Source organism: Flavobacterium paronense, assembly GCF_030409795.1.
GTDB lineage: Bacteria > Bacteroidota > Bacteroidia > Flavobacteriales > Flavobacteriaceae > Flavobacterium > Flavobacterium paronense.
Genome location: NZ_JAUFQN010000019.1, coordinates 1,810,949 through 1,836,978, shown reverse-complemented (window position 1 = coordinate 1,836,978; position 26,030 = coordinate 1,810,949). Strand labels below are relative to the sequence as shown.

General features: G+C 35.4%; 16 protein-coding genes. 9 read left to right on the top strand and 7 right to left on the bottom strand.

The features are described from left to right. The first annotated feature begins 15 nt into the window (after positions 1–15). The 3 genes from QWY90_RS09420 to QWY90_RS09410 all read left to right on the top strand — a co-directional run bounded on the left by QWY90_RS09420 (position 16) and on the right by QWY90_RS09410 (position 11,563). Positions 16–1,443: an SDR family oxidoreductase gene (locus tag QWY90_RS09420; RefSeq protein WP_290285639.1), complete on the top strand. Its 1,428-nt coding sequence runs from the start codon at positions 16–18 to the stop codon at positions 1,441–1,443. Between the two features lie 61 nt (positions 1,444–1,504). Next, positions 1,505–2,677 (top strand): proline dehydrogenase family protein, encoded by a 1,173-nt coding sequence (locus QWY90_RS09415; protein ID WP_290285638.1) that lies wholly within the window; start codon positions 1,505–1,507, stop codon positions 2,675–2,677. A 153-nt stretch (positions 2,678–2,830) separates the two neighbouring features. Continuing rightward, positions 2,831–11,563: an FIDD domain-containing protein gene (locus QWY90_RS09410; protein ID WP_290285637.1), complete on the top strand. Its 8,733-nt coding sequence runs from the start codon at positions 2,831–2,833 to the stop codon at positions 11,561–11,563. 376 nt (positions 11,564–11,939) lie between these two features. On the opposite strand, the gene QWY90_RS09405 is transcribed toward QWY90_RS09410, so the two are convergent. Further along, positions 11,940–13,136, bottom strand: a complete 1,197-nt coding sequence (locus QWY90_RS09405; protein WP_290285636.1) for a pyridoxal phosphate-dependent aminotransferase — start codon at positions 13,134–13,136, stop codon at positions 11,940–11,942. A 129-nt stretch (positions 13,137–13,265) separates the two neighbouring features. Between QWY90_RS09405 and QWY90_RS09400 the strand changes: the two genes are divergently transcribed. Then, positions 13,266–14,594 (top strand): aspartyl protease family protein, encoded by a 1,329-nt coding sequence (locus tag QWY90_RS09400; RefSeq protein ID WP_290285634.1) that lies wholly within the window; start codon positions 13,266–13,268, stop codon positions 14,592–14,594. Between the two features lie 35 nt (positions 14,595–14,629). Here the strand turns inward: QWY90_RS09400 and QWY90_RS09395 are convergent, their stop codons facing one another. After that, the gene (locus tag QWY90_RS09395) at positions 14,630–15,064 is read right to left on the bottom strand and encodes a DUF1573 domain-containing protein (RefSeq protein WP_290285633.1); all 435 of its coding nucleotides are present in this window, start codon (positions 15,062–15,064) and stop codon (positions 14,630–14,632) included. A gap of 280 nt (positions 15,065–15,344) precedes the next feature. Between QWY90_RS09395 and QWY90_RS09390 the strand changes: the two genes are divergently transcribed. The 3 genes from QWY90_RS09390 (at position 15,345) to QWY90_RS09380 (ending at position 19,266) form a co-directional block, all read left to right on the top strand. Further along, positions 15,345–17,972, top strand: a complete 2,628-nt coding sequence (locus QWY90_RS09390; protein WP_290285631.1) for a valine--tRNA ligase — start codon at positions 15,345–15,347, stop codon at positions 17,970–17,972. Positions 17,973–18,168: 196 nt separating this feature from the next. After that, positions 18,169–18,654 (top strand): TlpA family protein disulfide reductase, encoded by a 486-nt coding sequence (locus tag QWY90_RS09385; RefSeq protein ID WP_290285630.1) that lies wholly within the window; start codon positions 18,169–18,171, stop codon positions 18,652–18,654. A gap of 6 nt (positions 18,655–18,660) precedes the next feature. Then, positions 18,661–19,266, top strand: coding sequence for a thioredoxin family protein (locus tag QWY90_RS09380; RefSeq protein WP_290285629.1), 606 nt, complete (start codon positions 18,661–18,663; stop codon positions 19,264–19,266). 29 nt (positions 19,267–19,295) lie between these two features. On the opposite strand, the gene QWY90_RS09375 is transcribed toward QWY90_RS09380, so the two are convergent. The 5 genes from QWY90_RS09375 to QWY90_RS09355 form a co-directional block, all read right to left on the bottom strand. Next, entirely contained in the window at positions 19,296–20,066 is a 771-nt protein-coding gene (locus tag QWY90_RS09375; protein WP_290285628.1) for a CDP-alcohol phosphatidyltransferase family protein, read from the bottom strand. Between the two features lie 49 nt (positions 20,067–20,115). Then, on the bottom strand, positions 20,116–21,135 hold the full coding sequence (locus QWY90_RS09370) for a COX15/CtaA family protein (RefSeq protein WP_290285627.1): 1,020 nt from the start codon (positions 21,133–21,135) through the stop codon (positions 20,116–20,118). A gap of 75 nt (positions 21,136–21,210) precedes the next feature. Further along, entirely contained in the window at positions 21,211–22,635 is a 1,425-nt protein-coding gene (locus QWY90_RS09365; protein ID WP_290285626.1) for a CCA tRNA nucleotidyltransferase, read from the bottom strand. Positions 22,636–22,648: 13 nt separating this feature from the next. Further along, positions 22,649–23,215 carry an L-threonylcarbamoyladenylate synthase gene (locus QWY90_RS09360; RefSeq protein ID WP_290285625.1) on the bottom strand — a complete coding sequence of 189 codons (567 nt, stop codon included), beginning with the start codon at positions 23,213–23,215 and terminating at the stop codon, positions 22,649–22,651. A gap of 26 nt (positions 23,216–23,241) precedes the next feature. Further along, positions 23,242–24,219, bottom strand: coding sequence for a stealth family protein (locus tag QWY90_RS09355; protein ID WP_290285624.1), 978 nt, complete (start codon positions 24,217–24,219; stop codon positions 23,242–23,244). Positions 24,220–24,374: 155 nt separating this feature from the next. Between QWY90_RS09355 and QWY90_RS09350 the strand changes: the two genes are divergently transcribed. Next, positions 24,375–25,187, top strand: coding sequence for a glycosyltransferase family 2 protein (locus tag QWY90_RS09350; RefSeq protein WP_290285623.1), 813 nt, complete (start codon positions 24,375–24,377; stop codon positions 25,185–25,187). Between the two features lie 21 nt (positions 25,188–25,208). Next, entirely contained in the window at positions 25,209–26,024 is an 816-nt protein-coding gene (locus QWY90_RS09345) for a glycosyltransferase family 2 protein (RefSeq protein ID WP_290285621.1), read from the top strand. Positions 26,025–26,030: the final 6 nt, after the last annotated feature.

Genomic DNA, 26,030 nt, shown 5'->3' with positions numbered 1-26,030 from the left:
CTAAAATTTAAGAAAATGAAAATTCTATTAACTGGTGCAAATGGTTATGTTGGAAGACGTTTACTGCCAGAACTTTTAAATCAAGGTCACGAAATTGTTTGTGCGGTCCGCGATAAAAATAGATTGGGATTGGATGCTTACACACTTTCATTAATTACCATTTGGGAAGTAGATTTTTTAGAAGAAGTTACTTTTGAAAATTGTCCAACGAATATTGATATCGCTTACTTTTTAATTCATTCTATGTCCAGTTCTACAGAATCTTTTGATAAAATGGAAGCAATAACGGCTAATCATTTTAATCAATATTCTGAATATATGAATAGCAAGCAAGTCATATATTTAAGTGGTATTGTCAATGATCCAAATTTATCTAAACACATGCTTTCCAGAAACAGTGTGGAGAAAATATTGTATGGCGGCGTACATAATCTGACCGTTTTAAAAGCCGGAATTATTGTAGGTTCTGGCAGTTCTTCTTTCGAAATAATTCGCGATTTATGTGAAAAATTGCCCATAATGATAACCCCAAAATGGGTGCTCACCAAGACGCAGCCCATCGCCATTCGGGATGTTATTCAGTATTTAATTGGAGTACAAAACAACGATGAGTGTTTTAATCAATCTTTCGATATTGGTGGGCCAAATATTATCACGTACAAGCAAATGATGCAATTGTATGCTAAAACCCGCGGAATCAAATTGGGCATAATTACCGTTCCGATTATGACACCAAAACTATCTTCTTATTGGCTGTATTTTGTGACTTCAACATCCTATAAATTAGCGATTAATCTAGTTGACAGTATGAAAGTGGAAGTAGTTTGTAAAGATAATCGACTTCAAAAAATGCTTAACATAAAATCAATTTCTTATGTAGATGCTATTAAATTGGCTTTTGAAAAAATTGAGCAAAACCTAGTGATTTCAAGTTGGAAAGATAGTTTAGCCAGCGGTCGTATTAAAAACAATTTATCCAATTACATTCAGATACCCAATTTTGGTTGTTTAAAAGATAGCAAGAAAATTAAAATCACGAATCCAATTCAGGTTATCGAAAATATTTGGTCGATTGGCGGCGATAAAGGGTGGTATTATGGCAATTGGATGTGGCAGCTGAGAGGATTTGTTGACAAACTCTTTGGCGGTGTTGGTTTACGCCGTGGCCGAACAAGTCCAACGCATTTAGACAATGGTGATTCACTTGATTTTTGGCGTGTAATTTTGGCCGACAAAGAAAATAAACGATTATTACTTTATGCAGAAATGCGAATTCCGGGCGAAGCATGGCTCGAATTTAGGGTTGACGAAAATAATGTTTTACATCAAATAGCAACCTTCAGACCCATCGGAATTTTTGGCAGATTATATTGGTATAGTATGTTGCCTTTTCACTTTTTCATTTTTAACGGAATGATAAAAAGAATAGCATTTTCAAAATAGAAACTATCAAATTCTAATTATATTTGTGCTATTACTAATTATACCTTGCATTTTATATTAAATGGACAAAATATTCAACAACACTCAAGTTGCCTTTGCGCTCAAAACAGATACCGAATTAGATAGAGCTTATTTTTTGTTTAAAATGATTGACAATGAACCTTTAGTCCGAATAGGAACTGCGGTTACTAACTTTGCTTTAAAGGCGCATTTGCCAGTAGAAAGTTTGATTAGAGCAACCGTATTTGATCATTTTTGTGGCGGCACTACAGAAGAAGATTGTCTTTCTGTAGTTGATAAAATGTTTGAAAAGGGAGTTTCCTCTGTTTTGGATTATTCGGTGGAAGGAAAAGAAGAAGAAGAACAGTTTGATGCCGCCTTAGCAATGACATTAAAAACGGTTGAATTTGCGAAAGAAAAAAAAGCGATTCCGTTTGCCGTTTTCAAACCTACAGGATTAGGTCGATTTGATTTATACACAAAAATAGGCGAAAAGAAACCACTTTCTGTAGAAGAAAAAAAGGAATGGGATAGAGTAGTGGCTCGATTCGAATTGATTTGTAAAACAGCTCATGAAAAAGACGTTGCGCTTTTAATTGATGGAGAAGAAAGCTGGATGCAAGACGCTGCAGATGATTTGGTTACCGAAATGATGCGAAAGTATAACAAAAAGAAAGCGGTTGTTTTCAATACGCTGCAATTATATCGTTGGGATAGATTAGATTTTTTAAAAAAATTACATGAGCAAGCCAAAGCTGAAGACTTTTTTATTGGAATGAAAATAGTCCGAGGTGCTTACATGGAAAAAGAAAATAAACGTGCCGAAGAAATGGGATATCCGTCACCAATCTGCGACAGTAAAGAAGCCACTGATAGAAATTATGATGCGACAATGGACTATATGATGGATAATTTAGATTGCATGTCCATTTTTGCTGGAACTCATAACGAATCAAGTTCCTATAAATTGATAGAAATGATGCAGGCTAAAGGCATTTCTAAAAATGATGAACGAATTTGGTTCGGACAATTATATGGAATGAGTGATAATATCAGTTATAACTTGGCAGAATATGGCTATAATGTTGCTAAATATTTACCTTTTGGTCCAGTTAGAGATGTGATGCCATATTTGATTAGAAGGGCAGAAGAGAATACTTCAGTAGCCGGACAGACGAGTAGGGAGTTAAATCTGTTAAAGATAGAAAGAGATAGAAGAAAGACTAAAAAATAACGCTAAAAAATCCCATTTGTTGAGTTTTTTTATAGGTCAATTTCGTTAAAAAAATACTAAGCTGTTATTTAAATCAATATATTTGACTTTTGTTTTTTAAACAAATCCCAAAAATATGTTAATGACCTACTTAAAAGTTATTTTAAAATGAATATGATTACTCATCTATTAAAAAAACTACTAGTCCTAATAGTAATTTTAATTTCCTGCCATGGAAATTCTCAAAATCTTTTAAATAATGGAGGTTTTGAAACAGGTACTGTTATAGGATATTTTGTTAATGCAGCCGCATATACACAATTAACACCTCCTTTTTCTGGCACCACCGCTTCAGGTAACTTTGCTATTACGAAAGACCCACAACCCGTAAATACAACTTCTTTTATAAGTGGAGGTGATCATACTAGTGGTACTGGATATATGTTGGTTTTTGATGGCAACACGACTGCTGGGCAACAAAATTTTTGGGATGCAGGAACTGGTGGTAGTGGTGTTTGCGGAATGATAATTGGTGGGACTTATACCTTTAGTTATTGGGTGAAATCAATAGCAACAACTGTTACAAATGTTGCTACTCAAGCAGATATTCGTGTTCAAATACTTAATGCATCTTCGATAACATTAGTTTCAGGTAATACTTTAGCACCTTTACCAGCATCAGGTTGGCAACAAGTTGTTTACACTTTTGTGCCAACGAGTAATTGTGTTAATATTAAATTGTATGATAATAATAAGAGTTTTGTTGGTAATGATTTTGCAATAGATGATATGTCGGTTACTGCACCATTGATTCCATTGTCTTTAGCATATACCTCCAGTAATTCTTCTTGTCCAAATGGAAATACCGGAACTATTACAGCTGCAGCAAGCAATGGCGTTTTGCCCTATGTTAGTTATAATTTAACTGGGCCGATAACTCCTCAAACTAATCCAACAGGTTTCTTTACAGGACTTCCGCCCGGAACTTATTCTGTTTCTGTTACAGACAGTGCTGGTACAACAGTTTCGCAACCTAATATTGTTATAACTGAACCAACTGATATAGTAACCAGTGGTAATGTAGCGATTTGTCTAGGTGATTCAACTACCTTGACAGTAAGTGGCGGCGTTGGTCCATATAATTGGACTGCAGCTCCAGCGGATCCTACTTTAATTACACCAAGTCCTAATCCAACTGTTACCCCAACACAAACCACTGTCTATACAGTAACTCCAAGTATTACTACAACTATTAATTTAATTGCAAATGGCAATTTTTCGAGTGGTAACGTGGGCTTTACTTCAAGTTATAGTTACTTCACTCCATCAAATGCTGGCTTTGTTCAAAAGGCTTATGGTATAGTAACAAACGCTAATAGTTGGGAAGTAGGATTTTCAGCTGCGTGTGTTGATCATACATCAGGAACAGGTCAAATGATGGTTGTTGATGGGTCAACAACAAATGGTGGAAACGATCTGGTTTGGGGGCAAAATGTAACTGTTAATCCAGGTCAGAATTATACATTTTCCTATTGGGTGCAAACAGTATCAGCAGGAAGTCCTGCTATCATAAGAACAGTAATTAACGGAACAGTAATAGGAAGTGGTAGTGCTTCAGCAACAGTTTGTGGTTGGACACAATATTCCTATGTTTGGAATTCGGGCGCCAGTACTTTGGCACAAATTCAACTATTTGACAGTGTTGTGGCCGCAGGAGGTAATGATTTTACCCTAGACGATATTGCTCTCACCACGAATTCATTTTGTAATTTATCAAAGACAATTACTGTAACGGTAAATTCATCTACATCACCTGTAATTACTTGTGGAACTGCTACATCAACCTCAGTAACATTCAATTGGGCTGCTTTAGCAGGTACAACGGGTTATGCCATTTCTTATTCAATAAATGGTGGTCTTATTATCAATCCAGCAAGTATTACATCAACAACTTATACAGTTAATGGATTAAATCCGAATGATTCGGTTAAAATATTTGTTACACCAATTGGCACTGGATGTTATACAGCTTCTAATGCAACATGTGTTTCAAGTACATCTTTACCTTGTCCTATTCCTGTACCTTTAGTAAGTGTAACACAACAGCCAACTTGTACTGTTCCAACAGGAACAATTGTTTTTACTAGTCCTTTAAACACTCCTTTCCCGGCTCCTAGTGAATTATTTATTTCTGAAGTAACAGATGCTGATTCAGGTTCATTAACTTATATAGAAATATATAATGGCACGGGATCTAGTGTTAATTTAGCCAATTATAAGCTTAAAATATTTAATAACGGAAATGGAACTCCTTCAACAAATTGCGATTTTGCATTATCAGGAACTCTTTTGAATAATGCAGTAGTAGTTGTTGCAGTTGGGAGTGCAACAAATCTTGGAAATATTACACCTAATTTAGTTTTTGCTTCATGTGGAGGTATAAACAATAATGATAATATTAGATTATCCAATAGTGCCGATGTTGTTATTGATTTATGGGGTGACACTACAGGAACAGTATTTACTCCTGCTAATTCACCGGGTTATACTTATAGAAGGAATGTACAAGCACCACATCCAAGTTTAGTATGGAATCCTGCTGACTGGACTTCATTTGATCCAGAGGATTACACTGATGTTGGAAGCTACCAAATGTCTGTTTATGAATATAGTGTAAATGGAACAACTTATCAATCAAGTCCAACATTTACCGGATTAGCACCTAATACTTATAATGTAACAATCAGAGATTTGATATCAGGATGTGTATCAAACCCAATTGCATTAACTGTAAATCCAGTTCCTACAATTGTTGCTCCAACTGCAACTGCAACCGTGCAACCATCATGTACTATACCAACAGGAACAATTGTTGTCAGTTTGCCGCTTGGGGCTAATTATAATTACAGTATTAATGGTGTAACTTATCAAGCAAGTCCAACATTTAGTGGATTAACGCCAAATACTTATCCTGTAACTGTAAGAAATATTGCTACAGGTTGTACATCTACAGCCACAAATGTAACTATCAATGCTGCTGCTGCTGCACCGAATGTTTCTGCTTCAACATTAAGTCAAGCTAATTGTACTGTTAAACTTACTGGAAATTCAACAAATATAGGTGTTACCATTACTTGGAATGGTCCAAGTCTTCCCGTAAACTCTCCTAATCCTAGTACAGCAACTGTTTCAGGTACTTATACAGTTACTGTTTTAGACCCACTTTCAGGATGTTCAAGTTCAACTACGGTAAATGTTGTAATTCCAAACCAACCTTCGACTCCAATTGTTACAATCACACAGCCCACCTGTACAGTATCTACCGGCTCTATAGTAATCACATCTCCTTTGGGAGCAAATTTAGTTTACAGCATAGATGGAACTACCTATCAGGCAAGTCCAACATTTTCTAATTTATCACCTGGGAATTATAGTGTTACAGTTAAAGATTCAGTTTCGGGCTGTATATCTCCAGTCCTCGCAGCAGTAATAAATCCGGTTCCAGTTCCACCGACTGCAGCACCAGTCATGTTTTGTGATGGACCTACTACAAATTCAACTCAAGTTGGATTTGATTTTAATAGTATTGGACAAAATAGTTTTACCTATAGTTACACAATAGCTGGTGGCCCACCAGTAACAGGTGTTATCCCATTTTCACCTTCAAGTTATATTGTAACGGGTGTAACTCAAGGTCAGGCTGTTACTTTAACAATCACTTGGAATGGGGTTTGTGCACCGAGTTTAACCAGAACTTGTTATGCAAGTTGCTTGACACCAGTCACTCCAACATTTACTGCTGTTGCACCCATTTGTTCAGGTCAGACTTTAACTGCTTTGCCAACCACTTCTTTAAATGCAATAACAGGAACGTGGTCACCCGCACTGAATAATACAACTACTACAACTTATACTTTTACACCAGCTACCGGACAATGTGCAGCGACAACGACTTTGCAGATTGTAGTTAATCCAAATGTTATTCCAACATTTACCGCGGTTGGATCAATTTGTTCCGGACAGACTTTATCTGCTTTGCCAACAACTTCATTAAACGGAATAACGGGAACTTGGTCACCAGCATTAAATAATACAACTACAACAACTTATACATTTACACCAACTGCTGGTTTATGTGCACAGAATACCACTATGCAAATAGTTGTTAATCCAAATGTTACTCCAACCTTTACTGCGATTACTCCAATTTGTACTGGACAAACATTGGCACCATTACCAACTACCTCTAATAATGGAATAACCGGAACATGGTCACCAGCATTAAATAATACAGCAACAACACTCTATACTTTCACACCAAGTGCAGGACAATGTGCCACTACTGCAACTTTAACAATTACGGTTAACGGTAATACTATTATTCCAACATTTACCGCAGTTGCTCCAATTTGTTCAGGTCAGACATTATTACCTTTGCCAACAACTTCTTTGAATGGAATTTTAGGGACTTGGTCACCTGCGTTGAATAATACGACTACTACCACCTATACTTTTGCACCTAATTCTGGACAGTGTGCCCTTACTAAAACTTTAACAATTACAGTTAATGGGAATACTATAACTCCAACATTTACTGCAGTTGCTCCTATTTGTTCAGGTCAGACATTATCACCTTTGCCAACGACATCTAATAATGGAATTAACGGAAGCTGGTCTCCGGCATTAAATAATACTGCTACAACTACTTATACTTTTACACCAGCTATTGGTCAATGTGCTTTGACAACAACTTTGCAAATAGTTGTTAATCCTAATATAGTACCAACTTTTAATGCTGTTGCACCAATCTGTTCAGGTCAGACACTATCAGCTTTGCCAACGACATCTTTAAATGCTATAACTGGAGTTTGGTCGCCGGCACTTAATAATACTGCTACTACAACGTATACATTTACGCCTACTGCGGGCCAGTGTGCTACTTCTAAAACTTTACAAATACAAGTATTGCCTATAGTAGTTCCTACTTTTAATACTGTATCTCCTATATGTTCAGGGGCAGTTTTAGCACCTTTACCAACAACATCATTAAATGGTATTTCTGGTTCTTGGAGTCCAGCACTTAATAATACTATTACAACAACGTATACTTTTTTACCAAATGTTGGTCAATGTGCTAATTCAGCTACTATTCAAATTCAAGTTATCGTTCCAGTAGTTCCAACGCTAAGTATTGTAGAATCTTGTAATTCAAATACTGTAACTGTAACCAATCCAATAGGTGCGAATTTCCAATATTCATTAGACGGTTTACCTTATCAATCTAGTCCAATTTTCAATAATCTGGCTCCCGGAAATCACAGTATTGTATCGAATCAGATTCCTGCAAATTGTGTGTCTAATCCCGCAAACTTTATTATAAATACCATTATTAATGATGTAGTTGTAAATCAAACTCCTTTGCCATTACAAATTTGTGATCCTAATAATGATGGTTATGAGACTTTTGATTTAACCCTAGCGACTAATTCAATAACTGGAGGAAACCCTTATAATGTTTCTTTTCATGAAACCATAGATGATGCCACTTTAAACGGAACAACTATACCAAATCCAGCAAGTTATCCTAGTATTCAATTAAATTCGCAATTGATTTATGTACGGGTTGAATCTACAGTAACCTCTTGTTATGAAATTGTACAACTTCAACTTGTTGTTAATCCCACTCCGGTAGCCACCGAGCCGGATGCTTATGAGTTGTGTGATTACACTGGAGCTGTAGGCTATGAGACTTTTGATTTGACTACAAGAATTCAGGAGGTATTAGGTTCATTGAATCCGTTGACCCATTCAGTAACATTTTACACTTCTCAGGCTGCAGCCGAATTGGGAACAGGTAATATTACCAACACTACGAGTTACACCAATGGTATTATTGACACCGAAACGATTTATGTTCGTGTAGAAATTATCGCTACGGGTTGTTATGATATAGTACCGTTGCAATTAATTGTTAACCCATTACCACAAGCTACCCAGCCAAACTACCCACAATACTCATTGTGTGATACCACAGGTTTAACAGGATTTGAAACTTTTGATTTAGCTTCGCAAATAGCTCCGATATTATTAGGACAAACAGGCATGGATGTTACGTTTTATCCAAGTTTATTGGATGCGCAGAATGATACGAATGTGATTATTAATTTGCAGTATACCAATGTTCCGGTTTATGTTCAGACTTTAGGGATTCGGGTTACAAACCGACTGACAGGTTGTTATGTTATCTCTACAATGGACATCCGGGTAGAGCCCTTACCAACACTAATTCCGCCAACACAGCCTTATACTGTTTGTGATGAAGATCAGGATGGTTATGCCAATTTTGATTTGGCGAGTTTATTACCGGGATTGTTAAACGGCATCGCCACGTATACCCTGACTATCCATGAGACGTTACCCGATGCGAATTCAGGAGCCAACCCTATTAATACAACAGTACCTTACTTTAGTATTGACCCGTTTGTACAAATTTTATTCGTACGGGCACAGGATAATGCTACAGGTTGCTATAGCATCCTACCAATAGAGTTGAATGCCGACCCAAGTCCGATTGCACCAATAAACCTGAACACTATCACCGTATGTGATCAGGACAGCAATCCTCAGGATGCGCGTACGGCAATAGATTTAACCCAACAAACAGCCGCTGTTTTAGCACAGCAAACGTTAGCTGCAACCAACTATACCGTTACCTATTACACCACACAATTATTAGCACAAGGCGGAGCATTCCCAATTATTCCTGCCGCTAACTATATTGGTACTAATTTAGATGTAATATGGGTTAGGGTAGAAAACAATACGACCCATTGTTACAATATCGGTTCATTCCAATTAGCCATTAATACGCCATTGTTACTCACTACACCGGCACCGCTTAGTTTGTGTGATGATGATGCCAATCCAAATGATCAGCACCATGCGTTTAATTTAACAGTTAGAGACACCCAAATCAACCAGGGAACAGGCTATGCGGTAACGTATTATCCAAGTTTATTGGATGCACAAAATAATACCAATGCTATCTCCGCTGCAAACGCTTTGGCGTATATTAATGTTCCTCCAGCAGTACAAACTTTAGGCGTAGTAGTTACCACAACGGTAGGCTGTAAAAGCATTACCACTTTGGATATTAGAGTATTGCCAATCCCAACACCTAATACTAATCCAAGACCTTTGGCACCTAAATGTGATGATACCAATCCGGGGGATATGTTAGAGCTATTTGATTTGACCACCAACGCAGCATATATTGCCAATGGAGACCCGAATGTAACACTACATTATTATGCTACACAAGCGGATGCGGCAGTACCACAGAATGAAATCCTCACCCCTACAGCAGCATTAGTGGGTACTAACGTTTGGATTAGAGTAGAGAACAATAGAGTAGACTACCTGGGTAATAACTGTTACGTACTGGTAGAACAACCATTAACAGTAAATCCATTGCCAATCGTAGTGCAACCACTGGCTCCTTACAGAGCCTGTGATGACAATGCCGATGGTATCTCCGTATTTGATTTGACAAATCCATTACTGGCACAGGCTGTACTTGGCGCTACCCAAGCACCAGCAAATTATACGATAAGCTATTACCTAACGGCAGTAGGTGCTAATCCATTAACCAATACGGGAGAGACTCCACTACCAAGTAGCTACACCAATGTAACGCCAAACGCACAAAACATCTACATAAGAGTGGTTAACAATGCCACAGGTTGTGTGAATACAGGAATCTTACCATTGGCAGTAGAGGCGTATGCGACAGCTACAGGACCACAACTATTTAATCAGTGTGATAGTTATGCTGACCCTTACGACGGCGTTGAGCTTATTGATTTAACTACTTACGCTACCGCGATACTAAACGGACAAAATCCGACTGTATTTATACTGAGTTATTATACTACTCAGGCCGATGCCATAGCAGGAACCAATGCCTTAACACTGGCAGAAGCACAAGCGTATGAAACCGACCCAGATACAGATACGATATGGGTTAAGGTAGAGAACAGCAGTAATTTGATTACACCTTTATGTTATGCTATAACCACGATAGACATCAAAGTAGAGCGTTACCCTAATCCGATAATCAATACGGATAATGGAGTGAATACTATTTGTGTAGACTTTAATACGAATGTAGTGGAAAGACCACTGCTATTAGATAGCGGAATGGCGATACCTGGTAATTATACCTTTGAATGGTTTGAGGCAGGCGCTCCAACTACCGTTATTGGAACAGGAGCAACGTATACAGTAGACACTGCAGCGGCAGCAGGAGCCACAAGAGATTACACAGTTCATGTGACGAGTAACAGTCTATTAGCTTGTGATACAACCTCGGCTAGCTTTCAGGTGATACAATCAGGGCAGGCTGTTATACCGGTTGGTACTATAGGATATACGGTGACTAATGCTTTTAGTGCTTCTCAAATTATTACCGTGTTAATTGACGGTTATGGCACGTATGAGTACAGTTTGGATGATGGACCAAGACAGGCGAGCAATGTGTTTGAGAATGTTAGTTTAGGCACCCACATTATCCATGTTTGGGATACCGAAGGTGGTGTGGCCTATAGTTGTGAAGAGCTTATCATAAATGATGTGCAAATTATAGATTACCCCCATTATTTCACTCCAAATGGCGATGGTATACACGATACATGGAATATTGTTGGATTGGGTGGACAACCTAACGCTAGGATTTACATCTTTGACCGTTATGGTAAACTGTTGAAACAAATCAGTTCAACCGGACTAGGTTGGGATGGAACATTTAATGGTCATTTAATGCCGTCTGATGACTATTGGTTTACGGTTGATTATAATGAGAATCTGTCGGCTAAACAGTTTAAGGCGCACTTTACTTTGAAGCGGTAAACTTCAGTTTTAAATATAAAGCCCCGATTATAAGTCGGGGTTTTTTTATGTCCTGAATACCTCTTTGAAGCTGCATAAACAGTAATCAATTAATTCATACGTATGAGTCAATCAATTCATACGTACAAACCAATCAATTCATGCTTACCAATTAATCAATTCATACGTACAAACTGTTTGGCTTGTACGTATGAATTTTGTTAGAGTTCAAAAGGAAGACATAAGTCCCAATAGCCCCGATAGGAGCTAGCTACCCTGCCTGCCGGCAGGCATGTAGCGCGGATAGCGGGAGCAGTGGTGTAAAGAAGCAGGAAGGTCGTGCTCCTAAAAATATAAAATCCCGCTAAAGGCAGGATTTATATTGGGTTTGGAATATTTATTTTTGATTATAAACCTTTAAGGCCTCTTTTAGAATGGCTACTGAACGAATTAAATCTTCTTTTTTAAGCACATACGCAATTCGGACTTCATCTAAACCAACATTGGGTGTAGAATAAAAACCTGCTGCCGGAGCGACCATTACGGTTTCTTTATTATTTTCGTAAGACTCTAAGAGCCATTGGGCAAAATTATCAGCATTTTTAACCGGTAGTTTAGCGATGCAATAAAAAGCTCCTTTAGGCGTGGCTACTTTTACACCTTCAATTTTTTGTAATTCTGCAATCAATGCATCTCTTCTTTCTTTGTACTCTTTAATTACATCATCAAAATAACTTTGTGGGGTATCTAAGGCTGCTTCGCTGGCAATTTGAGCATAGGTTGGCGGACTCAACCTGGCTTGTGCAAACTTCATAGCTGTTGCCATTACTTCTTTGTTTTTAGAAACAATACATCCAATTCGGGCGCCACACATGCTGTATCTTTTGGAGACAGAATCAATCATAATGGCATTTTCTTCTAAACCTGGAACATTCATTACCGAAAAATGTTTATCGTTTTCATCATAGATAAATTCTCTGTACACTTCATCAGCAATTAGAAATAAGTCGTGCTTTTTAACGATTTCTGCCAATTGCAAAATTTCCTCTTTTGAATATAAATAACCTGTTGGATTTCCGGGATTGCAAATTAATATGGCTTTTGTTTTTGGCGTGATTAATTTTTCAAAAGCGGCTATTGGAGGCAAGGCAAAACCTTCATCAATAGTTGAAATAACGGGAACCACTTTTACTCCAGAAGCAGTTGAAAAGCCATTGTAATTAGCATAAAAAGGTTCGGGAATAATAATTTCATCATCCACATCCATAGTACTGCCCATGGCAAACAATAAGGCTTCTGAGCCACCAGTTGTAATGATGATATCGGCAATATCAATTGGCAATTCATGTGATTTATAATAGGCGGAAAGCTTAGTTCTATAACTTTCAAAACCAGCTGAATGGCTGTATTCTAAAACTTTAATATCGTTGTTTTTTACTGCATTTAGTGCAACATCAGGTGTTTTAATATCAGGTTGACCAATGTTTAAATGATAAACTTTATGGCCTTTCTTTTTAGCAATTTCAGCGTAAGGAACCAATTTTCTAATTGGTGACTCAGGCATTTTTTGACCTTTCAATGATATTTTTGGCATGATTTTTTTATTTTGAACTGCAAATTTGCGACTTTTTTCAGTGGTATACAATTCGGAAGGTTATATATAATTTGTTAAAAATACAATTAGCAGACAATTATTTTTTATTTTTATATAAAATCATTTGTAATGCGTTTAAAACTGCTATTTTTTTTTCTGTTTTTTTCTGTTTATGGTTTTAGCCAATCTGAATTTCAAATAAATAATTTAAAAAAGAAAGTTGTTATTCCTTTTAAACTTATTAATAATCTAATTTTTATTCCAGTAACCATAAATGGTGAAGAGTTAACTTTTTTATTAGATACTGGTGTTGAACAAACCATACTTTTTAGCTTGGACGATAAAGATGAAGTTAAACTATTTGATGTAGAGAAATTAAAACTAAAAGGATTAGGGAGTAAGGATGCCGTTGATTCGTATAAGTCTTCTAAAAATAAAGTTGCAATAAAAGATTTTGTTGATTATAATCATGAAATTTATATAGTTCTTGACCAAGAGTTTAATTTTTCTTCCCAAGTTGGAATTCCGGTAAACGGAATTATTGGTTACAACTTTTTTAGAAAGCATATTGTTGAGATTAATTATGATAGAAAAAAAATTATTGTCTATGATCATAGCTATAAAAATATCAATAATAGATTTCAAAAGAAATTTATCAAAGAATTCATAACGGTTGAAGATAAGAAACCCTATTATATTGCAACTATTAAATCTGGTGAAGAAGCAATTCCGTCAAAATTATTGCTAGATACTGGAAACAGTGATGCTGTTTGGGTTTTTACAAATAAAACGGATAAAATTAAATTACCTGAAAAAAATATTCAAGACTATTTAGGTAGAGGGTTTAGCGGAAATGTATTTGGGAAAAGAGCCAGATTGAACAGCTTTGAGTTTGGTAAAAAAACCTTCAATTTTCCTTTAGTAACTTTCCCCGATTCGTCATCAGTAAAAAGCGTTAATTTTGTTCCAAATAGAATTGGTTCTGTTGGAAGTGAAATCATTTCGAGATTTACAATTGTGTTTGATTATTTAAATGGTGCAATCTATACCAAACCCAACAACAAAATAAAATCACCATTCAATTTTAATATGAGTGGAATTGAAATTGAGCATGCCGGACTTGAATGGGTAAAAGAAACATTCGACGATAGGTCTGCACAAGGAATTAAGATTTATACAGATGCCAGTGAAGAAAGAGTTCAAAATAATTTGAAAGTCCATTTCGAATTAAAACCAATTTTCAAAATTGCAAGTGTTAGAGTTGGTTCTGAAGCCGAAAAGTCCGGACTCAAAGTTGGTGATAGAATCCTAAAAATAAACCATCAAATAGCGCACGGTTATACTATCGAAATGATAAATGAATTGTTAAGATCAGAAGAAGGTAAAACAATCGAAATAGAAATTGAAAGAGATAATAAAACGTATAAATTCGAATTTCAACTCAAAAAAATTATATAAAAAAAGCGTCTTGTTTTTAGAACAAGACGCTTTTTTTATTGCATCATAGGGCTAGTTTTCTTTTTCTCTAAGAGATTCACAACGGGTTTCTCAATAACTTCACCTTTTATTTTTATAGCAACTCGGCCTTCTTCCACATTCACCGCATTACTTTCTACGGTAATCGTTTTTCTGATTGGTCCGGTGTGCATATTGTATTTTACATCAATTTTTCCGGTTTTTCCAGGAGCAATTGGTTCAGTTGGTTTTGATGGAACCGTACAACCGCAAGTTGATTGCACATTAGTAATAATTAGAGGTTCATCGCCAGTATTGGTAAACTCAAAAGTACGAAGACCGCTGTCATCATCCTTATTTACAGTTCCATAATCAATAGTATTGTCTTTATCCTTGAACTCAATTCTTGCGCCTTTTTGTGCAAAAAGGGCAGCGTTCATCAAAAGTACGGCTAGAAGTATATATTTTTTCATCGGTCAAATGTTTTAATTGGTTCGTAAATTTACCTTGTTTAAATTAATACACAAAAATTTAATTCTTAATTTTTTCTAAAGTCTTTATTAATTACTTTTGCAGTCAGTTTACAAAAGGCATGCCAGAAGGTTTAGAAGCGAAAGGCTTGGGATTTATCAGTAATCCATTATCCCGCTGTCCGAGCTACAAGGTAGCTTCTACCATCGGGGCTAAATAAAAAAAGTATCGCACTTTTGTAATCTAAAAATCTAACAATCTAAGAAGTCTAACAATCTATATATGATTCCCGCCCAGTTTAACGCCTCCGCCGTAGAAAAAAAATGGTACGACTACTGGATGAAAAACAACTATTTTCATTCCAAACCCGACCATAGAAAGCCATATACTATAACAATACCGCCACCAAACGTGACCGGAGTCTTGCACATGGGACATATGTTAAATAACACTATTCAGGATGTTTTAATTCGACGTGCGAGGTTAAAAGGTTTCAACGCTTGTTGGGTTCCGGGAACAGATCACGCTTCTATTGCTACTGAAGCTAAAGTTGTTGCGAAATTGAAAAGCGAAGGTATCAACAAAAATGACTTAACCCGTGAAGAATTTTTGGTACATGCTTATGCCTGGACCGATAAATATGGTGGAACTATCTTAGAACAATTAAAACAATTAGGTTGTTCCTGCGATTGGGACAGAACCAAATTCACAATGGATCCTGATATGTCAGCATCTGTAATTCGTTCGTTCGTAGATTTATACAACAAAGGCTATATCTATCGCGGTTACCGAATGGTAAACTGGGATCCGGAAGCCAAAACAACATTATCTGACGAAGAAGTAATCTTCGAAGAAAGACAAGGTAAATTATACTTTTTAAAATATCAAATCGAAGGAACTTCAGATTTCTTAACAGTTGCAACTACGCGTCCGGAAACTATTTTCGGAGATACTGCTATTTGTATCAACCCAAATGACGAACGTTTCACTCATCTGAAAGGAAAAAAAGCGATTGTACCAATATGTGGCAGAGTTATTCCAATTATTGAAGATGACTATGTTGATGTTGAATTCGGGACAGGCTGTTTGAAGGTAACTCCAGCTCACGATATGAATGATAAAACCTTAGGTGAAAAACACAACCTTGAAATTATTGATATCTTCAACGAAGATGCCTCTTTAAATTCATATGGATTGCATTACCAAGGAAAAGACCGATTCATAGTACGTGAGGAAATTGTTAAAGAACTAGAAACTATCGGAGCTTTAGCTAAAACAGAAAACTATTTAAACAAAGTAGGAACTTCTGAAAGAACCAAAGCAGTAATCGAACCACGCTTATCAGACCAATGGTTTTTGAGTATGGAAGAATTGGTAAAACCTGCCATCAAAGCGGTGTTGGAAACCAAAGAAATTAAATTATATCCTTCGCGATTTGATAACACCTATCGTCATTGGTTGGAAAACATACGCGATTGGAATATTTCCCGTCAATTATGGTGGGGACAACAAATTCCGGCCTATTTCTATGGGGACGGAAAAGAAGATTTTGTAGTTGCTGAAAATATTCAAGACGCACTAGAATTAGCTAAAACGAAAACCCACAACCCACAACTGACAACCAGCAACCTCACACAGGACGCTGACGCACTAGACACTTGGTTCTCCTCATGGCTATGGCCAATGGCTGTTTTTGGTGGAATCATGGAACCGGAAAACGAAGATTTCAAATACTATTATCCAACGAATGATTTGGTTACTGGTCCGGATATTTTATTCTTCTGGGTTGCCCGAATGATAATTGCAGGTTATGAATATACTGGACAAAAGCCGTTTTCAAATGTATACTTAACAGGTTTAGTACGTGATAAGCAAAGACGAAAAATGTCAAAATCGTTAGGTAATTCTCCAGAACCATTAGGACTTATTGAAAAATTTGGTGCCGATGGCGTTCGTGTTGGATTGCTTTTGAGCGCCTCAGCAGGAAACGATATCATGTTTGATGAAGAATTGTGCAACAACGGAAAAGCATTTGCCAACAAAATATGGAATGCCTTTAGATTAATCAAAGGTTGGGAAGTTGTAGATATTCCTCAACCGGAAAGCTCTAAAGTTGCTATTGAATGGTATGAATCAAAATTGCAGCAAACACTAGTAGAAATCGAAGATCATTTCGAGAAATACAGATTATCTGATGCATTGATGGCAATCTACAAATTAGTCTGGGATGATTTCTGTTCATGGTTTTTGGAAATGATAAAACCTTCCTACCAACAACCCATAGACAGAGCGACATTCAACAAAGCTATTGAAATGTTGGAAGCAAATCTCAAGTTATTGCATCCGTTTATGCCATTCTTAACCGAAGAAATTTGGCAATATATTGCAGTTAGAACTCCGGAAGAAGCCTTGATTATTGCGGAGTATCCAAAAGTAACTTCGTTTAACGAAAAGCTAATCGCTGATTTCGAATTTACGTCAGAAGTTATTGCTGGTTTGAGAACAATCCGTAAAGAGAAGAATATTGCAATGAAAGACGCTATCGATTTAAAAGTGGTAAACAACGAAAAGGTTTCGACTTATTTTGACAGCGTTATTATGAAGTTAGGCAACATTGTTTCTCTAGAATATATTACAGAGAAAGTTGATGGTGCTTTAACATACAGAGTAAAATCTAATGAATATTTTATTCCGGTTTCAGGCAATATTGATATTGCTGCTGAGATTGCAAAGTTGACAGAAGAATTAAAATATACTCAAGGTTTCCTTAGAAGTGTTCAAGGCAAATTAGCTAATGAGAAGTTTGTTGGTGGTGCGCCTGAAAAAGTTTTAGAAATAGAGCGTAAAAAAGAAGCTGATGCTTTGGCAAAGATTGCCACGATAGAGCAAAGTTTAAAGAGTTTGCAGTAATAGCAAGTCTTTAGTAATATAGCTCCGCAAAGTCTCCTGACTTTGCGGATTTTTATGAATTATTTTTTGCTAAAAGTATTTTAATAAATAATCAACACAATAAAAAAGATTATCCGTTAAAGTAATTGTAAATTTTTGTTAAGTAGTTTACAACCGTGATGTTAAGTTAGTAATTTCGTTTGGCTTAACTTTTTCCATGAAACAATTTTTACTTATATCCTTTTTTTTAGTTTTTGTTCAAACTTCGATTGCGCAGGAACTTGCAGTATATGATAAGTTTGATGATTTTGAAAAAGCTATTATTAAAAATGATGACAAGGTATATGTTGTTAATTTTTGGGCAACATGGTGCGCACCTTGCGTAAAAGAGTTACCGTATTTTGAAAAACTGCATCAGGAAAATAAAAACATAACGGTAATTCTCGTAAGTCTTGACAGTAAAAAAGAAATCGAAAAGAAACTCATTCCATTCATCAAAAGAAAAAAAATAACTGCCCAAGTAGTTTCGCTAAACGATAAAGACTATAATACTTGGCTTCCCAAAATAGACGGTAATTGGTCAGGTTCCATTCCGGCGACATTCATTTTTAGCGGAAATCAAAAGTTATTTGCCGAGCGTGAATTTGAAAATTTCAATGAACTTAACGACTACGTAAACACATTTATTAATCAAAAAAAGTAATTTATTATGAGAGTTATTCCACTAGTTTTTGCCCTTATTTCTTCCTTTATAATAGGAGAAAGTATCGTGTCGGATGGTTATCAACCCGGAGACAAAGCAACCGATTTCAAACTAAAATCAGTTGATGGGAAAATGTATAGCATGACCGATTATAAAGATGCTAAAGGTTTTATTGTTGTGTTTACTTGTAACACTTGCCCGTTTGCTATAAAGTACGACGATAGAGTAAATGCTTTGTCTAAAAAATATAAACCGAAAGGCTATGTGCTGTTAGCCATAAATCCAAATGATCCTGATGTACAACCTAAAGATTCCTATGAATTAATGCAGGCAAAAGCTAAAGACAAGGGTTTTTCTTTTCCGTATTTAGTAGATGAAGGACAAATGATTTATCCACAATATGGTGCAACAAAAACGCCACATGTATTTTTACTCGACAAAAATTTGGTGGTAAAATATATTGGTGCCATTGATGATAATTCGGATGATGCTTCTGCTGTGAAAGAAAAGTATCTTGAAAACGCTATTGCCGCATTGGAAAGCGGAAAAAATCCTTCACCTGCGACAACAAAAGCTATCGGCTGTTCGATAAAAACAAATAAGAAAGTTTAAACTGAAAGTCCTGAGTAATCGGGACTTTTTTATTTGATAATAGCTTTTCTAATCCCAATCAATGCAAAGAGTAGTAATGTATAGGCAATAAAAAAGGGAACTATAAATTCAATCCAACCCAAAGGCAACATCACTGCAATAATCAATAACTGAAATCCTAATCCATACAAAGAAAGCAAAGTCATAAACCAATTTGGGAAAGATTTTACTTTATAAGCTTGTTGGTCTAAAGCATGAATGATTTTGTCAAATGTTCCGTAAACAATGGTGTAAATTCTAAATAAAATATTGACTGATTGTTGACTTTCTCCAGGCAAAGCTTTGGGCGTTTTGTATTCGAATATTTTGCTGGTCGAATCACCACCAACCGATTTAGTTCTCAAAATCACATAGTAATAATTGTATAAAGTTCCTTGCAATTGGATACCTATAAAAGCCAGAAAAGTAAACCAAATCGAGGTTTTAGAAACATAACAAATCGCCATCAAAAACAAAAAATTCAAAATGATATCGAACACACTGTCTAAGTATCTCCCGGAATAAGAAGGTGTTTTTTTTAGTCGGGCCAATTCGCCATCAGCAGCATCAATTCCCGATTTTAAAACAATAAAAAATCCGGCAAGGAAATAATGTTTAGTAAGGATGCAATAGATAGCAATTAAACCTGAAAGCCCAAAAAGTAAGGTGACATGAATAGGAGTAAAGCGAGTATTCTTTAATTGTTGTGCAAAAAATCTTCCGAAAGTCCTTCCGTAATCTGATAAATCTAAAAATTTATCCTGGGCAGCAAGTTTAGACATTTAAGGTTAGTAAACTAGAAAATGCGACAATATAGTCTGGGTAAGCGTATTATTTTGATAATCTGTGCAGTGTGAATGTCATCGCTGTTAATAAAAAGAAAGCGGTAATTTGATGAATCAATCCCAACCAAAGCGGAACACTATATAACAAAGTGAAAACTCCTAATGTAAATTGCAAAAAAACAATTAACACCAAGGCATTCAGACCGTTTTGTTGTTGCGCTGATAAAGTATATTTTTTGCTTTTGAAATATAAAAACAAAATCAATCCAACCACAACATACGCCATGGTTCTGTGTATAAACTGAACACCACTTTTACCTTCAGTGAATCTAGCTAACCACGAATCTTTTTCTAAAATAATGCTTTCATGGAAGAATTGTCCATCGCTCATTAATGGCCAATGATTGTGAAGTAATCCGGCATTTAAACCGGCTACAAATCCGCCATAAATAATCTGGATTAAAAGAAAAACTAAGGTTATTCGAGCTAGTTTTTTCAATTCGACAACAACAAATTTCTTTTCGGGATAAATCAAATCCAACGCTACCCAAAGTGTATAGGCAAAGGTTATGAAAGCAAAAGTGAGGTGCAAAGCTAAACGAAAATGACTCACATCTGGATTGTCAACTAAACCGCTTTTTACCATAAACCAACCAAAGAATCCTTGCAAAGCACCCATTCCTAATAGGATGTAGCATTTATGTAATGTGCCTTTGTCGATTCTTTTTTTAACTAAAAAATAAACAAACGGCGCTAAGAACGCCAAGCCAATGATACGACCGATAAAACGGTGAAACCATTCCCAGAAATAAATAAATTTATAATCAGCAAGTTGGAAATCGTTATGAATATTAATTTTTTGGTATTCAGGAAACTGTTTATATGCGTTGAAAGTTTCCTGCCATTTTGCATCGGTTAGTGGTGGCAAAGTATCAGTAACCAAATGCCAGTCGGTCATTGATAAACCCGAATTGGTCAGTCGCGTAATACCACCAACAACAACCATGATAAACACTAAAACACAACCTGAAAGTAGCCAGTAAATTACGGCTTTGTCTTTTTTCATTGCTATAAATTATTTTGCAAAATTAACTATTGATTATCAAACTCAGTCTTCAACAATAGTTAATCTAATATCAATTTATGTTACTTTTTTTAAGCCTAATTTTTCGGCTTTCGCCAAAACAAAATCATATGCGGATTGATATTCATTAGGAATTTCACCTTCTAGAATAGCCTCTTTCACAGCTTCTTTTAAAACTCCGATTTCTCTGGAAGGTTTTAAATTGAAGATTTCCATAATTTCTTCACCCGAAATTGGTGGCTGAAAATTACGAACATGGTCACGCTCTTCTACTTCAATAATCTTACGTCGAACAATGTCAAAATTGTTGTGGTACTTTTTAAATTTTGTTGGATTTTTAGTTGTGATATCTGCCTCACACAGTGTCATCAAATTATCAACATCTTCACCGGCATCAAAAACCAATCTACGTACAGCCGAATCGGTAACTATATCTTCTGAAAGTACTATTGGACGTGAACTTAGCATTACCATTTTGGCCACAAATTTCATTTTTTGATTTAATGGCATGTGCAATCTTTCGAAGATTTTCTTTACCATTTTTCCGCCAAGGAATTCGTGTCCGTGAAAGGTCCAACCTTGTTTTTTATTGAATTTTTTGGTTGGTGCTTTTCCAATATCGTGCAATAAAGCTGCCCAACGAAGCCATACATCATCGGTATTCGGGCAAATATTATCAACAACTTCGAGTGTGTGATAAAAATTGTTTTTATGAGTATGTCCTTCAATTTCTTCCACATTATTCAATGCTGTCAATTCGGGAAGAATACTATCTAAAAGTCCGGTTTTGTATAAATGTAAAAAGCCAATCGATGGTTTTTCTGTGGATAGAATTTTGTTCAATTCATCCACAATTCGTTCGCCGGAAATAATCTTGATTCGGTCTTTATTTCTTTCTATTGCCTTTAATGATTGTTCTTCAATTACAAAATTTAATTGCGTCGAAAAACGAATCGCACGCATCATCCGTAAAGGATCATCAGAATAAGTTATATCTGGACTTAAAGGTGTTTTAATGATTTTGTTTTCTAAATCACTCAAACCATTAAATGGGTCAATTAATTCGCCATAATTTGTTGAATTCAAAGAAAAAGCCAACGCATTAATCGTAAAATCACGACGGTTTTGATCGTCTTCTAAAGTTCCGTTTTCTACAACTGGATTTCGGCTGTGTTCAGCATAGCTTTCTTTCCGGGCACCAACAAATTCAATGTCAATTTCTTTGTAGCGTAACATTGCTGTTCCATAATTTTTGAAAACCTGAACTTTGGGTTTGTTTGGTAATAATTCGGAAACCTTTAAAGCTAAATCAATTCCGGAGCCAATGGCCACAATATCAATATCTTTTTTGAAATCGCGCTGCAACAAATAATCACGAACAAAACCACCAATCACATAACTTTCAAGGTTAAGTTCTTGAGATGCTTTTGAAATGATTTCAAAGATTTTATTATCTAATGCTATTTTGAAGTTTTTTGACACTAAGTATGATAAGTTACTTGCGAATAATTTTTACCTGATTATCTAACGAAAGCTTAATAATCGTTGACGGTTTATCGCAAATTTTTTCGTGGTGCAAATTTACTACATAGTCGACACCTTTTATAATTTCGGGACTAATTTCTTTGAAAGATTTTGGAGTAAACATTCCTGAGATATTTGCCGAAGTTGAAACCAATGGCTTTTTCATGCGTTCCATCAGTTTGAAACAAAACGGTTCTTTGACTATTCTAACACCAAGCGTTTTGTCATCGGCAATAATATTGGCTGCAACATTTCGTGGATTATCCAAAATTAAAGTGGTTGGTTTCTCCGATAAATCAAGGATTTGCCATGCGTTTTCTGGTATTTCTTTAAAAACATTGTACATCATTTTTTCGCCATTCATTAGTACAATCATGCTTTTAGATTCTTCACGTTGTTTCAAAGCGTAAATCTTTTTCACTGCTTCAGCATTGGTCGCATCACAGCCAATTCCCCAAACGGTATCAGTAGGATAGAGGATGATGCCGCCATTTTGTATGACTTCGAATGCTTTGTGTACTTCAGAATTTATATCCATTAAGTTTTTTAATTTTTAGGGTAAGCTTATTTGTATAAGTCATTAAACCAATTGAGTATATAATTTAGCTTCTTTTCCGAATACATATCCAAATTTTGAATGTTTAAAAACAGTTTCTTTAATCTCTTTTGTCCCCAAAAAAGCTTCCATTTTATTATACTCAAAGATTTTTCGGTTGAGCCAAAGTGTACTAAACTATACTCTTTTTTTGATAGATACGTTTGATTTAAAATTTCTAAATGAGCTGCATGTGCTTGAACCATAAAGAATGTCGGCACTCTAAAACGGTGTCTAATATTATCTCTAAGAATGGTTTCATTTTTGCTGAAATAATCACTAAAAACTGATTTTCGGATTGGGAAAGGTGTATGATTTAATTTGAAGTATTTTTTAATCCCCAATATTTTAGACGAATTCTCATGAGCTTTTTTATAAGTTATCTTAGAAATTCTTTTCTTTTTGAGTCCTATTGATTTTAGAAAATCTTTAAAACCACTATTTTCAATAGCTGCCCATTTTCCTCTTAGAATAGGAAACCCATCTGAGGTAAAGAAATCAGTTGATTTGGTTTCATTTATCAAAAACATATCGTCATTGAAGTAAATAAAATGCTCAGCTAGATTTGGTATTCTAAATAATAAAGTTTCAATAGGATAACAATTAAAAGTTGGTAAATATTCTAGATACCCTTTAAAAATATCTTTGTGGTCAATAATTTTTATATCATGAAATTCAGACTTATCAAGATTGTCTTTCAGAAAAGAAGGAGTTTGTTCATCTGTGACAATGTAAATTGTTCTGATATACGGTGCAAACTTTCGGATTGATTTGACGCAATATTCAATTTCGTTTACCTCATTAAATCGAGTTAAAAACCCTTTTGATTTTAGCAATGATTTATCTTCTATGTATTGCGCTAGTTTTTTTTTGTGTTTTTCGTCATTTCCATCTACCCATGCAATAACAGCATCAATTTCAAAATTATTTTTTAAATGATTTGTCATTTAACCTATTCATATTTGTTAATTATATAAAAAGCAAAGTTATAATTTATATACTTTACTTGAGCATTTTGGTAAAATTAGCTTTTTTTTCTTACTCCAAAAACGATAAGGTTACTTTTGCTTAAAATCCAATTTATTCTTTATGTTTGTATAGTATGAAGTTGTCCATAATTATCTCGACTTACAATTCAGAAGAATGGTTGCACAAGGTGTTGCTTGGCTATACTATTCAAACTGAAAATGATTTTGAGATTATAGTTGCTGATGATGGTTCAACCACTAAAACCAAAGCGGTTATCGAATCGTTCAAAGACAAATTTAAATATCCGATACTTCACGTTTGGCAAGAAGATAAAGGTTTCAGAAAATGCCGAATTCTAAACTCAGCCATTCTAAAATCAAATTCGGATTATTTATTGTTTACCGATGGTGATTGCATTCCGAGGAAAGATTTTGTTGCCAATCATCTTAAGCAAAAAGAAAAAGGCTATTTCCTTTCCGGAGGCTATTTTAAACTTCCGATGACTATTTCAAAAGTTATTTCAGACGAAGTTATTCTTTCCCAAAAATGTTTTGATGCTTCATGGCTTAAAAAGCAAGGGTTGAAACTCAATTTCAAAATAACCAAACTTGTTCATAATCGCTATTTTGCTGGTTTTATGAATTGGATAACGCCAACAAAACGTTCCTGGAACGGACATAATTCTTCCGGATTTAAAGCGGATATTTTGGCAATAAATGGTTTTAATGAATTGTTAGATTATGGTGGAGAAGACAGGGAAATGGGCGAACGCTTATTTAATTTAGGATTGTTTTCGAAGCAAATTCGATACAGTGCAATTTGTTTGCATTTAGATCATTCTAGAAATTATGTAAACCCCGAAAAAGTTGCCTGTAATCTGGAAGTTCGAAAATTCAATAAAAAGAATAAAATTACCCGAATTGAATTGGGAATAGATAAACATTAAAATAATATGTAATTTTACAGCATGACAGCATCGGTTATTTTTAGTACGTATAATTCAGAAGATTGGCTCGAAAAAACCATTATAGGTTTTAGTGTGCAAACGTTCAAAGATTTTGAAATTATCATTGCCGATGATGGTTCGCGTGAAGCTACGAAAGTCTTAATTGACAGATTACGTGCCGAAATATCCATTCCGATAATTCACGTTTGGCAAGAAGATAATGGTTTTCAGAAATCGCAAATTCTCAACAAAGCAATTATTGCTTCTACCGCTGATTATTTAATTTTTACGGATGGCGATTGCATACCGAGAGCAGATTTTGTTCAAGTTCATATTGATTATAGAGAACAAGGTTATTTCCTTTCTGGCGGCTATTACAAATTGCCGATGGATATTTCAAAAGCGATTACTAAAGAAGATATCATTGCTCAAAACTGTTTCAATTTGAATTGGCTTAAATCACAGGGATTAAAATCAAGCGGTAAAAATATAAAATTCATTGCTTCCGGAATTTCTGCCAAAATTCTGAATTTCATAACACCAACAAATGCTTCTTGGAATGGTCATAATTCTTCGGGCTGGAAAAGGGATTTGGTTGATGTCAACGGGTTCAATCAGGAAATGCAATACGGTGGTCAAGACCGAGAATTAGGGGAAAGATTATTTAATAAAGGATTGAAATCCAAACAAATTAGATATTCTGCTATTTGTGTACATCTTGATCACAAGCGTGGTTATGTGAATAAAGAAACTTGGAAGAAGAATTACGATATAAGAGCTAACACTCGAAAAAATAAAGTGATTAAAACGCCAATCGGAATAGATTCTAATATTTAATAAAGA

Excerpts from the sequence above, each read along its gene's own strand:
- QWY90_RS09405 (WP_290285636.1), bottom strand. The coding sequence starts at position 13,136 with ATGCCAAAAATATCATTGAAAGGTCAAAAAATGCCTGAGTCACCAATT.
- QWY90_RS09415 (WP_290285638.1), top strand. The coding sequence starts at position 1,505 with ATGGACAAAATATTCAACAACACTCAAGTTGCCTTTGCGCTCAAAACA.
- QWY90_RS09345 (WP_290285621.1), top strand. The coding sequence starts at position 25,209 with ATGACAGCATCGGTTATTTTTAGTACGTATAATTCAGAAGATTGGCTC.
- QWY90_RS09420 (WP_290285639.1), top strand. The coding sequence starts at position 16 with ATGAAAATTCTATTAACTGGTGCAAATGGTTATGTTGGAAGACGTTTA.
- QWY90_RS09410 (WP_290285637.1), top strand. The coding sequence starts at position 2,831 with ATGATTACTCATCTATTAAAAAAACTACTAGTCCTAATAGTAATTTTA.
- QWY90_RS09355 (WP_290285624.1), bottom strand. The coding sequence starts at position 24,219 with ATGACAAATCATTTAAAAAATAATTTTGAAATTGATGCTGTTATTGCA.
- QWY90_RS09390 (WP_290285631.1), top strand. The coding sequence starts at position 15,345 with ATGATTCCCGCCCAGTTTAACGCCTCCGCCGTAGAAAAAAAATGGTAC.
- QWY90_RS09400 (WP_290285634.1), top strand. The coding sequence starts at position 13,266 with ATGCGTTTAAAACTGCTATTTTTTTTTCTGTTTTTTTCTGTTTATGGT.
- QWY90_RS09380 (WP_290285629.1), top strand. The coding sequence starts at position 18,661 with ATGAGAGTTATTCCACTAGTTTTTGCCCTTATTTCTTCCTTTATAATA.
- QWY90_RS09375 (WP_290285628.1), bottom strand. The coding sequence starts at position 20,066 with ATGTCTAAACTTGCTGCCCAGGATAAATTTTTAGATTTATCAGATTAC.
- QWY90_RS09385 (WP_290285630.1), top strand. The coding sequence starts at position 18,169 with ATGAAACAATTTTTACTTATATCCTTTTTTTTAGTTTTTGTTCAAACT.
- QWY90_RS09350 (WP_290285623.1), top strand. The coding sequence starts at position 24,375 with ATGAAGTTGTCCATAATTATCTCGACTTACAATTCAGAAGAATGGTTG.
- QWY90_RS09395 (WP_290285633.1), bottom strand. The coding sequence starts at position 15,064 with ATGAAAAAATATATACTTCTAGCCGTACTTTTGATGAACGCTGCCCTT.
- QWY90_RS09370 (WP_290285627.1), bottom strand. The coding sequence starts at position 21,135 with ATGAAAAAAGACAAAGCCGTAATTTACTGGCTACTTTCAGGTTGTGTT.
- QWY90_RS09360 (WP_290285625.1), bottom strand. The coding sequence starts at position 23,215 with ATGGATATAAATTCTGAAGTACACAAAGCATTCGAAGTCATACAAAAT.